The following is a 12,656-nucleotide window of genomic DNA, read 5'->3' on the forward strand; positions in this document are numbered from 1 at the left end:
AGGGGGCTAACCGGTCGTCGCGAAACGTGCGGCCAACGCCGCGTTACCCTGCGACACCGCCAGCGAGTGTACGGTGTTCCCAGCCGCATCGACGATCGCCGGGTCCGCGCCGTGCTCCAGCAACAGGTCGATGATCGCCTTCTTGTTCACCAGCGCGGCCATCATCAGCGCGGTCTGTCCGACGCCATTCCGCCGGTTCACGTCGGCACCCGCATCAAGCAGGATCTGTGCGATCTCGGTATAGCCCTTAAAGCAGACGCCCATCAGCGCGGTATTGCCCTGCGCGTCCGCCGCGCCGTCGACCTGCGCACCGGCCGCGAGGAGCGCTGCGGTCGCCTCCGCCTGGCCATTGTAGCTGGCGATCACCAACGGCGTGTAGCCCTTCGCATCGGTCACCTCGATATCGACGCCCGCCTGCAACAGCGCCGGGATCATCTCGTCCCGCCCCGTCCGTGCGGCATCGAACGTCAGTTCGACCAGCCGTTCCATCGGCGGCAGTGGCGGCAGGTCTCGCGCGTCAGTCATCATTCGCCTCGATGATATGCGGCACGAACCGCGCGAGATTGCGCGTCACGACCGTGTCGTCTTCCCGAACGCCGATCCCCGCGGCTTCGTTGCCGACCATCCATGCGCCGATCACCGGATGGCGGCCGTCGAACACGGGTGGAGGCGCATAGGCCTGACGGATCGCACCCTCAGCACCATAGCCCTGGTCGAGCACCGCGTGGCCGTCCTCGCCGATCACCTCGACGTTCGCGCCTTCTCGCGAGAACAGCGGTTTCCGCACGTACTTCGGCCCGAGAATCTTGCCGGCGGGATCGTCGTCGAAGAACGCGGGCAACAAGTTCGGATGCTCGGGATGCCGCTCCCACAATAGCGGCAAGATGCCCTTGTTCGACAGGATCGACTTCCACGCGGGCTCGATCCAGCGCACGTCGGCGCGCGACAGGTTCGGCGCATAGGGCTCGCGGAGCATGAACTCCCACGGATATAGCTTGAACGCGGCCTGCACCTCGAACCCGTCGGTATCGATGAAGCGCCCGTCGGCGGCGAGGCCGATATCCTTCATCTCGACGAACTTCGGTTCGATCCCGACCTGCGACGCCAGATCCTCGAAGAACCGCACCGTCTGGCGATCCTCGATTGCCGACGCATCCGCGGCGAAATGGACGAATCCGCCGTTCGGGAACAGCGCACGGAAGCGTTCGCGCAGCTTGTCGAACAGGCTGTTGAACTGGTCCGTGCCTGCCGGCAACGCACCACTCGCGAGCAGATCCTCAAGCCACATCCACTGGAACGTCGCGCATTCGAACACCGACGTCGGCGTGTCGGCGTTGTATTCGTAGAGCTTGGCCGGCCCGGTCCCGTCATAGGCGAAATCGAACCGTCCGTAGAGCGACGGCTGGCGCGTTCGCCAGGTCTCCGCGACGTAGTTCCACTGCTCGCGCGGGATCGCGAGGCGTTCCATCAACTGCTGGTCGCGGACCACCTCGTCGACCAGATCGAGGCACATCGCGTGCAGCTGTTCCGCAGCGGGTTCGAGATCATCCTCGATCTCCGCTAGCGTGAAGGCGTACGCCGCGCCCTCGTCCCAATAGGGTTCGCCATCCGTGTCGTGATAGACGAACCCGATCGCGTCGGCCCGCTCGCGCCAGTCGCCGCGCGGGTCGACCGCGATCCGGCGCATCAGGAGTCCGACGTCTTGGAGTCGTCGCGCTGTTCGATCTGCAGCGTCTGGCCGACTTGCGGCGTCTTCGGCGCCGTCAGGCGCGCAAGCACGTCGTCCGCGGACGATTGCCCCGGCCCGATCCCCGCCAGCCGCAGCTTCTCGTCGAGATCGGCGCCGGTACGACGATCCTCTAACTCGCCCGCCGCCTTGATCCGCTCGCCGCGGATCGCCTGGCGCTCGCGAATGCGCGCGAGGCTGTCCGCCGCCGAGCCAAGCTTGTTGCCCGCACCCATGCTGCCCGACGCGACCGAGGCCTGCGCCTTCTGCACAGACTCGTTGACCTTGACGACCTCGACTTCGCGACGGAGCTGTTCGATCTTGCGGTCAGTCTGCGCGACGGCGGTGTGGATCTGCTCCTCGGCGGCGCGCATGTCCTCGACCTGCGGGCTCTTCAGCGCGATGTCCTGTTCGAGGTCGGCGATCCGCTGTGCGACTTGGCGCGCGAGGTCCATGTTGCCCTTCTCGACCGCGATGCGGGCCGAGGCCTCGTACTTGGTCGCCTGGGCGCGGAAGCTCTCGACCTCGGTTTCGAGAATGCGACGACGCGCGACCAGCCCCGCGAGATCGTCGCGTGCCTTGCCTTGCGCCTTGTCGGCATCGCGAATTTCCTGGTCGAGGATACGCAGCGCGTTCGCATCGACGACCGCCGCGCCCGCTTCGTGCGCGCCGGCACGACCGAGGGTGAAAAGCTTGCTCCAGATGGCCATGCCAGTCTCTCCGTTTGTATCTAAATCAGGCGGCGATGTCAGACAGCCGGGATCGGCGCGTGGCGCAGGTCGGTGGCCGCATCGATCGCATTCTCGGCAAGCGTGCGCAGTTCGATGATCACGGTATCGAGCCGGCTCGACGTCGCAAGTTCGCCGAACAGCTCGTAATAATCGCGGTCATCGACCGTGCCGATCCCGAAATTCGACAGCGGCACCAGCTTCTGCGATTTCAACAGAAAGGTGTTGAACGCCAGCTGATCCTCCTGCTCGTCGCACGGCCACAGCAAAGTCGAGCACGCGATCTGCGCCTCGCTGACGTTGACGAACAGTTCGAGGTCGCCGTGATGGTGCATCGTCACCAGCAGCACCGGGTCCGCGCCTTCCAGGATCCGTGCGGAAAACTCGCCGGCTTTTGCGGGCTCGGACGTGTCGAGCGCGGCCTTCAGGCTGCAGACGGTCCAGATGTCGGTCAATGCAAGAACTCCCGTGCTTGTCGCTCGACCGCACACATAGGCTTTTCGCGAGCGCCTGCCACCCTCCCCACTTCCGTCATCCTGACGAAAGTCAGGACCCAGGGTCACGGAGGGCGGCGCTGTTGGCTCTGGGTCCTGACTTTCGTCAGGATGACGGGGGTTGCGCTTTGCGAGCCCGTCCGCTTTGCCCTAAGAGGCACGCCAACCACACACACGCGAGGATTGCATGTTCGATCGCCTGTTCGGCCGCAAGCCAGCGCTTGATGGCAACGCGCTGCCCGTCGTCCGCAACGTTACGCTGGGGCGGACGGTGACCGTCGATCCGCTCGCATGGCGCCGGTTCGGATCGGAACTGCTGTTCCCGTTCGACCGCGATACGCTGGTGATCGTCGCGCAGGGGCTGATCGACCTCAACGAAGGCGGCTTCGTCCACCGGTTCTACACCGACGACGACATCATGTTCCAGGCGGTGTCGAACGACCGCGATGGGCAGGACGTGACGGATGTCACGCTGTTCGCACCGTGGGACAGCAGCTACCCGTCCTCTGCTGCCGAGCGCCCGGCGTGGAAGAGCCGGCTCAAGGCACGCACCTTCACCGCCGAGGGACTGCCCGAATACAGCCGCGCATGGTTCGGACCCGAAGCGAGCGAGCAGGAGCCCGTGACGTTCTGGGAGGAACTGCACGACGACCGTGACGGGATAGTCGATCGCCGTATCTTCCAGACCTGCATGCTGTTCAGCCGCGACCTGCCGGGCGACGACGGGCGCGAATTGCTGCTCGCGATCGACATGGAGACCGAGTCCGGCGACGTCTCGTTCGAGATCATGCTGGGCGTGGCACTGGAACTTGGCGAGTTCAGGGCCTAGCATCCGCGGCGAACGGCTCCGGGGGAAATGCCATGATCGACCAATACAGCTTCGGCGCCAGCGCGCTCGCCTTCCTGATCGCGTTCGTCGCGGCCGGGGCGTTCACGATCGTCTTCAAGATCGTCTATCAGGTCGCGACGCCGTATCACGAGAAGTCGCTGATCCGCGAAGGCAATACCGCCGCCGCGATCACGCTCGGCGCGGCGCTGCTCGGCTATGTCCTGCCGCTCGCCTCTGCGCTGACGCATACCGTTTCGCTGGTCGAGTTCGCGGTGTGGGCGCTGCTGGCGGGCGTGATCCAGATCGTCACGTTCCTGGTGGTCCAGCATTTCGTGATGCGCGACTTCAACGACCGGATCGTCCGCGGCGAAATCGCGGCGGCGACCTATATGGGCAGCATCTCGCTGTGCGTCGGCATCCTCAACGCCGCCTGCATGACGAACTGAGGGGCATAGCGATGAAGCGTTCCAGATCGATCGTCCTCACCAGCCTGATCGCAGGCTCAGGCATCTCGCTGACCGCGTGCGACGGCGATGTCGGCGGCAAGCCCGTCGAGGCGCAGAGCTATGCCTCGGTGCAGGAGTGCCGCGCGGCGGGTGCGTTGTCGGCGGTGCAGTGTGATACCGCGTTCGAGCAGGCCAAGGCCGATGCCGCGAAGACCGCGCCACGGTTTCAGGATCGGCAGACGTGCGAAGAGCAATACGGCGCCGCGCAGTGCGAGCCGCGCAACAACGGCAGCGGTGGGAGCTTCTTTACGCCGCTGTTGACGGGTTTCCTCGTTGGGCAGGCGCTCACCGGCGGGTTCGGCAACCGCGGCGCGCCGATGTACCGCGACCGCGACGGCAATTACTACGGTGGCGCTGGCGGCAGGATCAACCGGGACTATGTGACGGGCCGGACGCGCGTAGGCTCCGACGCTTTCACGCCGACCACCGCGAGAGCCCCTGCCCGCGTCCAGTCGCGCAGTTCGGTGATCTCACGCGGCGGCTTCGGCGGCGGCTTTGGTGGTCGCAGCTTCGGGGGATAACGCCGCCGCTACCCCCTTCCGTCGTATTTAGCGGCGGGCCGGCATCAGCGGGCCACCGATTTCAGTTGCGGCGATGAACGCGGGACGGGCGCGCAGGCGATCCAGATAGGCCGCGACGTCGGGGTGTTGCTTGAGCAATCCGGCGCTTTCGGCGATCGCGAGGATGTAGCACATCTGTATATCGGCCAGCATCAGCTGCTCGCCCATCAGATACGGGCCATCGCCAACCCCCGCGCCGATATAGTCGAGCGTCTTGGTCACCTCGGGCCCGGTGAACTTGCTGAGGGCGTCGGGCAGGCCACCCATCCGCTTGCCGAGCGACGTCATCATGATCGGCAACGACGCCGAGCTTTCGACATATTGCAGCCATTCGTCGTGCACGGCGGCCGCATCGCTGTCGATCGGCGGCGAGAAGCGGCGGTCGCCGTAACGCTCGTCGATATACGACAGGATCGGCGCGCTCTCGGCCAGCGTCAGCGCATCGTCGACCAGCACCGGCGCCTTGCCGAGCGGATGGATCGCCTTCAACTCGGGTGGCGCACGGAAATTCTCGTCACGCTCGTATTTAACGAGGTCGTATTCGATACCGAGTTCTTCGAGCAGCCAGAGCACGCGGATCGATCGCGAGTAGTTCAAGTGGTGGAGCGTTAACATGAGCGTCCTTCGACTAGGAATGTGCTGCACCGCGGAACGGCTGGGCGGCATCGAAGGTTTCCTCGGTCGCGGCTCCGGAATTCTCCGGCAACGGAGAGACTTATGACCAAGCTGACCTGCGACGTGGCGATCATCGGTGCCGGAACCGCCGGCCTCGCCGCCGAGCGTAGCGCGCGACGCAACGGTGCCAAGACGCTGCTGATCGACGAAGGCTTCGGCGGCACGACCTGCGCGAGCGTGGGATGTATGCCATCCAAGCTGTTGATTGCGGCCGGAAACGCCATGCACGCGGTCGAGCACGCGTCTGTGTTCGGCGTCGAGGCTTCAGGCAAGGTCGACGGCGTCGCGGTGATGGCGCGGGTCCGTAAGGAGCGAGATGCGTTCGTCGCGGGTGTCGAGACATCGATCGACAAGCTGCCCGCGGAGGTGAAGATCGAAGCACGCGCGAAATTTGCGGGTGCGACGATCCTGTCGCTCAGTGACGGCCGCGAGGTCCATGCGAAGTCGGTGGTGATCGCGACCGGATCGAGCCCTGCGATCCCCGAGATGTTCGACGCGGTGCGCGACCGGGTGCTGACAAACGAGAGCGTCTTCGAACTAAAGGATCTTCCGAAGTCGCTGGGCGTCGTCGGCGCTGGCGCGCTGGGCTTGGAACTGGCGCAGGCAATGGCGCGGCTTGGCGTCGAGACGATGGTGTTCGACACCGGCGAGACGATCGGCGGATTGAAGGACCCCCACGTTGCCGAAGCGTATCATGCGATCCTGTCGCGCGAGATGCCGATCCTGCTTGGTGTCGAGTTGACGGTCGAGCCCGATAGCTATGGGGTCGAACTGGCGTGGACCGGTTCGGCGTCCGGCAAGCAGCGCTTCGACTATCTGCTCGTCGCGACCGGGAGGCCGCCGCGGATCAAGGGCATCGGACTGGAAACGACCGGACTTGCGCTCGATGACCACGGCATGCCGGACTACGACCCCGAGACGATGCAGTGTGGCAGCGCGCCGATCTTCATCGCCGGCGACGCGGACCATAACCGCGCGGTGCTGCACGAGGCATCGGCAGAGGGGATGATCGCGGGGCGGAACGCGGCGAGCTACCCCGATGTGACGCCGGGAAAGCGCACCGTGCCGTTCGCGATCACCTTCACGCATCCCAACGTCGCGGTCATCGGCAAGATCGCCAAGGACGACGATGCCGACAGCGTGATCGGCACCGCGTCGTACGACGACCAGGGCCGCGCGAAGGTCGAGGCGTGCAATACCGGGCTGGTGCGGTTCTACGCCGACCGCCGCGACGGGCGCCTGACCGGTGCGACGATGGCGGGGCCGGCGGTCGAACACAGCGCGCACCTGATCGCATGGGCGATCCAGAGCGGCTGGACCGCGACGGAAGTGCTCGACCTGCCCTTCTATCATCCAACCTTCGAGGAAGGGATAAAGGGTGCGCTTCGTTCGATCTGCAGCGAAGTCCACGCGCCTACGCCGCCCGACCGCGACGATGGTTTCACGCCGGGGACCTAATCGTCCAGATCGAGATACGCGACGACGTCGTTCTCCGTGGCAAGGTACAGCCCCGCCTGCACCTCCTCCGGCTCCTGCGCGGCGAGCATCATCGCCTCGCCGAGCGGCCCGTAGAACAACGTCGTCGCCGCCCCGCCCTCGCCGCTGTCGTCGAGATGATAGAGCCGAACCGAAACGCTGGAAGAAATCGCACGCATTCAGACGCTTTGAACGAAGCGCCGCCGCACGACAATCGACCTGACGGATTTCCTCGGAATGCCCCTGCGAAAACCGGCTCTGGCGCACGCGAATAGGTTGCGCTAGAAAACCGACATGACCGTACCCGCTATTCTAAAAAACCTGCGCCTGCCCGTCATCGGCTCGCCGCTCTTCATCATTTCCGGGCCCGAACTGGTGATCGCGCAGTGCAAGGCGGGGATCGTCGGATCATTCCCCGCCCTCAATGCACGCCCGCAGGCGATGCTCGACGAGTGGCTGCACCGGATCACCGAGGAGTTGAGCGCGCATAACCGTGCCAACCCCGACCGTCCGGCGGCGCCGTTCGCGGTCAACCAGATCGTCCACAAGTCCAACGATCGTCTGGAGAGCGACCTCGCGACGTGCGCGAAGTGGCAGGTGCCGATCGTGATCACCTCGCTCGGCGCGCGCGAAGACCTGAACACTGCGGTCCACGCTTGGGGCGGCATCACGCTGCACGACGTGATCGACGACCGGTTCGCGCGCAAGGCGATCGAAAAAGGCGCCGACGGGCTGATCGCGGTGGCTGCCGGCGCCGGTGGCCATGCCGGTCGCCTGTCGCCGTTCGCGATCATCCAGGAGATCCGCCAATGGTTCGACGGCCCGCTCGCGCTGTCGGGCTCGATCGCGACCGGCGACGCGGTGCTCGCCGCGCAGGCAATGGGCGCTGATTTCGGGTATATTGGCTCGCCGTTCATCGCCACCACCGAGGCGAATGCCGACCAGGCGTACAAGGATGGCATCGTCGCCGGCAAGGCGTCCGACATCGTCTATTCGAACCTGTTCACCGGCGTGCACGGCAACTACCTGCGCGCGTCGATCGTCGCCGCGGGCATGGACCCGGACGCACTGCCGGAGGGCGATCTGAAGACGATGGACTTCGGGGGAGGCAACGGTTCGAAGCCCAAGGCCTGGCGCGATATCTGGGGCTCCGGCCAAGGCATTGGCGCAGTCACCGAAGTGGAGAGCGTCGCCGACCGCGTCGATCGCCTCGAACGCGAATATCGCGCGGCGCGGGTCCGTCTTTCGCTCTGACGGACCCCGCGCCAATCGAGTTCGGCTGGCTCAGAACAGACGTTTGAGCAAGCCGACATTGGTCTTGCCAAGCTCGACCACCTCGTCGCCGCGCCCGCTGATGATCGCCTTCGCCATGTAAAGCGTGAAGCCCTTCATCTGCTCCAGCGTGATCTTCGGCGGCATCGACAATTCAGTCCGCGCGGTGACCGCATCGAGCAGCGCAGGTCCGGGATGCGCCAGCACGTCGCGCATCCCTGCCTCGAGTTCGCCCGGATCGGTTACCCGCACGCCGTGCAACCCGATCGCGCGCGCCATCGCCGCGAAATCGGGGTTGTCGAGCGTCACGCCGGTCTCGATCAGCCCGGCCGCCTTCATCTCCATCTCGACGAACCCGAGCGTTCCGTTGTTGAAGACGATGATCTTCACCGGCAGGCCAAGCTGTCGCACCGTCAGCAACTCGCCCATCAGCATCGCCAGCCCGCCATCGCCCGACATCGTCACGACCTGCCGCGTCGGATAGGTCGCCTGCACGCCGATCGCCTGTGGCAGGGCGTTCGCCATCGATCCGTGGTTGAACGATCCGATCAGGCGCCGCCGTCCGTTCATCTTCAGATAGCGCGCCGCCCACACGGTCGGGGTACCGACGTCGCAGGCGAACACCGCATCGTCCGCCGCCTGCTCGCTGAGGACGCGCGCGACATGCTGCGGATGGATCACGCCGCTGCCGGGCTTGCCGTCGGCGAGATCGTCCAGCCCCTTGCGGGACTCAGCGTAGTTCTCCAGCGCGGATTTGAGGAAACTGCCGTCGCGCCCGGTCGTGACGCGCGGGATCAATGCCGCGAGCGTAGCGCCGACATCGCCGACCAGCCCGATATTGATTGCCGTACGTCGACCGAGGTTCTCCGGGATCAGGTCGATCTGGGCGACCTTGGCCTTCTCGGGGTAGAATTGCCGATACGGGAAATCCGTGCCGAGCATCAGCAACACGTCGCATGCCATCATCGCGTCGTAGCCGCTCGAAAAGCCGATCAGGCCGGTCATGCCGACGTCGTAGGGGTTGTCGTATTCGACGAATTCCTTGCCGCCGAGCGCGTGGACGATCGGCGCCTGGAGTACGCCAGCGAGCGTGACGAGTTCGGCATGCGCGGTGCGGCACCCACGTCCCGCCAGGATCGTCACCTTCTTCGCGCCGTTCAGCAGGGCGGCAAGTTCGGCGATGTCCGCCTCTGCGGGGATCGTCACCGAACGCGGCGGCAGGAGCGCGCCCGCCGACCGTGCCAGCGTTCCCGTGGTCGAGCGCAACGCCACGTCGCCGGGCATCGATACGACCGAGACGCCGCGGTGACCGACCGCCGCCCGGATCGCGGTTTCCAGCGTGCGCGGCATCTGGTCGGCGTCGGAGATCGTCTCGCAATACACGCTGCATTCGCGGAACAGCGCTTCCGGCCGGGTCTCCTGGAAATAGTTCGAACCCACCTCGCCGCTCGGTACCTGCGCGGCGATCGCCAGCACCGGTACGCGAGTCCGGTTACAGTCGTACAAACCGTTGATCAGGTGCATGTTGCCGGGGCCGCACGACCCGGCACAGACCGCCAGCTTGCCGGTCAGTTGCGCCTCCGCGCCCGCCGCGAACGCCGCGGCCTCTTCGTTGCGGACATGGATCCATTCGATCTTGCCCTGCCGCCGCAAACTGTCGGTCAGGCCGTTGAGGCTATCGCCGACGACGCCGTAGATCCGCTCGACGCCCGCCAGATGCAGCGTCTCGGCGAACAGATCGGCGATGAGGGTCTTGGACATGAGGCAACTCCGGCAGTGATGGTGACCTGCCTCGACCAGCGAGGCGGTAGTGCACAAACGCATTCTGGTACGCTCGGGATGCAAGGAATGCAGGTTGTTCGTCGCCAGCCGGCCCCGAACCGCGGCTTTCTACCGAAGTATGACAAATCGCGGTGGCGCGACGCCGCAAGCAAATCTAGAGATGAGGGCATGAAGCGGGCGGGCCGTGACCGATCGGCGGAGTGTCCGACGGAAACGCCCTGCGAGGCAATCGAAAGAGGGGGATGACGTGGACAAAGCGATGATCGGTCGGCGTGCGGCGCTGTTGGGAGGCGTCGGGCTCGTCGCGGCCTGTACGGCTGGTGGGCATCTCGGCGAAGCGCGTACTCCCTCGGGATTCGTGACCGTCGACGGCACCGGGTTTCGGCGTGGCGGCAAGCCGTATCGCTATGCCGGCGCGAACATCTGGTACGGTGCTTGGCTCGGCGCGGACACCGCATACGGCAACCGCGCCCGCCTGGGCCGCGAACTCGACCGACTGAACTCGCTCGGCGTCCGCAACCTGCGCATCCTCGGCTCGGCCGAACTGTCGCCGCTCAAGAACTCGATCACCCCTGGCTTCCGCGACAAGAGCGCGACCTACAACGAGGGCCTGCTCAAGGGGCTCGACTGGACGCTCGCCGAAATGGCGAAGCGCGACATGACCGGCGTCATCTACCTGACCAACTTCTGGGAATGGTCGGGCGGGATGATGACGTATCTGTCGTGGGTCAACGGCGGCAAGTTCATCAACATGAACGACCCCGCGCATCCGTGGCCCGAGTTCGCCGACTGGAACGCCGCGTTCTACACCAACGGCCAGGCGCAGGGGATGTACCGCGATTACATCCGCGCGGTCGTCTCGCGCACCAACAGCGTGACGGGTGTAGCCTACGCCGCCGACCCGACGATCATGGCATGGCAGCTCGCGAACGAACCGCGTCCGGCGGGCGGGGCTACGGTCGCCGTTCCCAACCTGCCGAACTTCTATCGCTGGATCGACGAGACCGCGCGCTACATCAAGACGCTCGATCCGAACCACCTCGTCTCGACCGGCTCCGAAGGTCTGAAGGGCTCGATCGAGCGCGAGGACGTCGTGCTCGCCGCGCATCGTTCGCCGTCGATCGACTATCTGACGACGCATATCTGGCCGAACAACTGGACGTGGATGGACGCGGGCAATCTCGCCGGCACCTACGACGCCGGTGCGGCCAAGGTGGCAGAGTATATCGACACGCATATCCGGCTCGCGACCACGCTCGGAAAGCCGCTGGTGATCGAGGAGTTCGGCTACCCGCGCGACGGCAAGACCGCGTATGATCCGACCATCACGACGGTCTACAAGGATCGCTTCTACCGCCAGATCTACGCGGCGATCGAAGCGAACGCGAAGGCCGGCGGGCCGCTCGCAGGCTCGAACTTCTGGGCCTGGAACGGCGAGGCACGGACGCCGCATGCCGATCACCGGTTCCAGCGCGGCGACCTCGGCTACATGGGCGATCCCCCGCACGAACCGCAGGGCTGGTACGGTGTGTTCGACAGCGACGCATCAACGCAAGCCGTGATCCGCGCGCACGCATCGGCGATGGCGGCGCTCTGATGCTGAGCCGTCGCGAAACGCTGGGGATGACGGCAGCGCTGGGCCTGCTTCACGGCGTGCCCGCGCTGGCGGCGGTCCCGAACCGTACGCTGAGCAACCCGAAAGCATCCCCGGCCGCACGAAAACTCTACACCTATCTCTGGAGCCAGTACGGGCGGAAAACGCTGACCGGCCAGCAGGAGCAGGGTTCCGCCCCGCCGAACCCGAACGGCGAACTCGACTATCTCCAGCGCGTGACGGGCAAGCTGCCCGCGATCCTCGGCCTCGACTATATCGACCCGCGCGACAACGATGCCGTCAACGACCGGGCGACCGCATGGGCGCGCTCGGGCGGGATCGTCACGCTGTGCTGGCATTGGGGCGCCCCCGACATCGGCACCGGCTACGAGAACTCGAAGAAGGATTTCGACGTCGCCGCCGCGCTCAAACCCGGCACGCCGCAGAACGTCGCGATGATGCGCGACATGACCGAGGTGGCGCGCCTGCTGAAGGTCCTGCAAGACCGCGGCGTCGCGGTGTTGTGGCGCCCTTTCCACGAATTCACCGGCGACTGGTTCTGGTGGGGCAAGCACGGCCCCGACGCGTTCAAGGCGCTCTGGGCGCTGATGTACGACCAGTTCACGCGCGTCCACGGCCTTGACAACCTGATCTGGGTCCTCGGCTGGGCCGGGCAGAACGTCGATCCCGCCTGGTATCCGGGCCGTGCGACGGTCGACGTCGCCGGTGCGGACATCTACGCGAACGACCACGGCAATCTCGCGCCCATGTTCGCGCAGGTGAAGGCGATCGTCGGCGACACGCTGCCGATCTGCCTGCACGAGAACGGTCCGGTCCCCGATCCGGCCTCGCTCGGACCTTCGGCGGATTGGCTATGGTTCATGACGTGGCATACCCGCTGGCTCACCGGCGCCGACCAGAACACGCCCGAACAACTCCGCCGCGATTTCACGTCGAAGCGCTACGTCACCCGGGACGAGCTTCCCACATGGCTGAAGGTACAAGCATGAAGAG

General features: G+C 65.7%; 14 protein-coding genes. 7 read left to right on the forward strand and 7 right to left on the reverse strand.

What is annotated here, in order from left to right:
• Window positions 1-6: 6 nt before the first annotated feature.
• The 4 genes from IFT67_RS01350 to IFT67_RS01365 are packed head-to-tail and all read right to left on the reverse strand — an operon-like array spanning window position 7 to window position 2,909.
• Window positions 7-528, reverse strand: coding sequence for an ankyrin repeat domain-containing protein (locus tag IFT67_RS01350; RefSeq protein ID WP_342450527.1), 522 nt, complete (start codon window positions 526-528; stop codon window positions 7-9).
• Window positions 518-1,687 carry a glutathionylspermidine synthase family protein gene (locus IFT67_RS01355; RefSeq protein WP_192144754.1) on the reverse strand — a complete coding sequence of 390 codons (1,170 nt, stop codon included), beginning with the start codon at window positions 1,685-1,687 and terminating at the stop codon, window positions 518-520. Before IFT67_RS01355 ends, IFT67_RS01350 begins: the two co-directional genes overlap by 11 nt.
• Window positions 1,687-2,436, reverse strand: a complete 750-nt coding sequence (locus IFT67_RS01360; RefSeq protein WP_056049207.1) for a PspA/IM30 family protein — start codon at window positions 2,434-2,436, stop codon at window positions 1,687-1,689. The genes IFT67_RS01355 and IFT67_RS01360 overlap by 1 nt, the downstream gene beginning before the upstream one ends.
• A 38-nt stretch (window positions 2,437-2,474) precedes the next feature.
• Complete coding sequence (locus IFT67_RS01365; protein ID WP_192144755.1) at window positions 2,475-2,909, reverse strand: YjfI family protein; 435 nt, start codon at window positions 2,907-2,909, stop codon at window positions 2,475-2,477.
• Window positions 2,910-3,135: 226 nt separating this feature from the next.
• Between IFT67_RS01365 and IFT67_RS01370 the strand changes: the two genes are divergently transcribed.
• From IFT67_RS01370 to IFT67_RS01380, 3 genes are read left to right on the forward strand one after another with little or no spacing between them, the layout of a single operon-like run.
• On the forward strand, window positions 3,136-3,777 hold the full coding sequence (locus IFT67_RS01370) for a DUF2491 family protein (protein ID WP_056481639.1): 642 nt from the start codon (window positions 3,136-3,138) through the stop codon (window positions 3,775-3,777).
• Between the two features lie 32 nt (window positions 3,778-3,809).
• Window positions 3,810-4,223 carry a DUF350 domain-containing protein gene (locus tag IFT67_RS01375; protein ID WP_056049217.1) on the forward strand — a complete coding sequence of 138 codons (414 nt, stop codon included), beginning with the start codon at window positions 3,810-3,812 and terminating at the stop codon, window positions 4,221-4,223.
• 11 nt (window positions 4,224-4,234) lie between these two features.
• Window positions 4,235-4,804, forward strand: a complete 570-nt coding sequence (locus IFT67_RS01380) for a DUF1190 domain-containing protein (protein ID WP_192144756.1) — start codon at window positions 4,235-4,237, stop codon at window positions 4,802-4,804.
• 27 nt (window positions 4,805-4,831) lie between these two features.
• Here IFT67_RS01380 and IFT67_RS01385 read toward each other — a convergent pair whose 3' ends face one another.
• A complete protein-coding gene (locus tag IFT67_RS01385) occupies window positions 4,832-5,458 on the reverse strand; it encodes a glutathione S-transferase family protein (RefSeq protein WP_192144757.1) in 627 nt (208 codons plus the stop codon).
• 102 nt (window positions 5,459-5,560) lie between these two features.
• Here IFT67_RS01385 and IFT67_RS01390 point away from each other — a divergent pair, with 102 nt between their 5' ends.
• Window positions 5,561-6,976: a dihydrolipoyl dehydrogenase gene (locus IFT67_RS01390; RefSeq protein WP_192144758.1), complete on the forward strand. Its 1,416-nt coding sequence runs from the start codon at window positions 5,561-5,563 to the stop codon at window positions 6,974-6,976.
• Here the strand turns inward: IFT67_RS01390 and IFT67_RS01395 are convergent.
• On the reverse strand, window positions 6,973-7,173 hold the full coding sequence (locus tag IFT67_RS01395) for a hypothetical protein (protein ID WP_192144759.1): 201 nt from the start codon (window positions 7,171-7,173) through the stop codon (window positions 6,973-6,975). The genes IFT67_RS01390 and IFT67_RS01395 overlap by 4 nt on opposite strands.
• 115 nt (window positions 7,174-7,288) lie before the next feature.
• On the opposite strand from IFT67_RS01395, the gene IFT67_RS01400 reads away from it, so the two are divergent.
• Window positions 7,289-8,248: an NAD(P)H-dependent flavin oxidoreductase gene (locus IFT67_RS01400; protein WP_192144760.1), complete on the forward strand. Its 960-nt coding sequence runs from the start codon at window positions 7,289-7,291 to the stop codon at window positions 8,246-8,248.
• A gap of 30 nt (window positions 8,249-8,278) precedes the next feature.
• Here IFT67_RS01400 and poxB read toward each other — a convergent pair whose 3' ends face one another.
• The gene (gene poxB / locus IFT67_RS01405; RefSeq protein ID WP_192144761.1) at window positions 8,279-10,027 is read right to left on the reverse strand and encodes a ubiquinone-dependent pyruvate dehydrogenase; all 1,749 of its coding nucleotides are present in this window, start codon (window positions 10,025-10,027) and stop codon (window positions 8,279-8,281) included.
• A gap of 268 nt (window positions 10,028-10,295) precedes the next feature.
• On the opposite strand from poxB, the gene IFT67_RS01410 reads away from it, so the two are divergent.
• Together IFT67_RS01410 and IFT67_RS01415 are read left to right on the forward strand one after the other, a co-directional pair.
• Window positions 10,296-11,645: a glycoside hydrolase 5 family protein gene (locus IFT67_RS01410; RefSeq protein WP_197982884.1), complete on the forward strand. Its 1,350-nt coding sequence runs from the start codon at window positions 10,296-10,298 to the stop codon at window positions 11,643-11,645.
• Window positions 11,645-12,652 carry a glycosyl hydrolase gene (locus tag IFT67_RS01415; RefSeq protein ID WP_244647124.1) on the forward strand — a complete coding sequence of 336 codons (1,008 nt, stop codon included), beginning with the start codon at window positions 11,645-11,647 and terminating at the stop codon, window positions 12,650-12,652. The genes IFT67_RS01410 and IFT67_RS01415 overlap by 1 nt, the downstream gene beginning before the upstream one ends.
• Window positions 12,653-12,656 lie beyond the last annotated feature (4 nt).

The organism is Sphingomonas sp. CFBP 13728, from assembly GCF_014841895.1.
In the GTDB taxonomy this organism is placed as follows: Bacteria; Pseudomonadota; Alphaproteobacteria; order Sphingomonadales; family Sphingomonadaceae; genus Sphingomonas.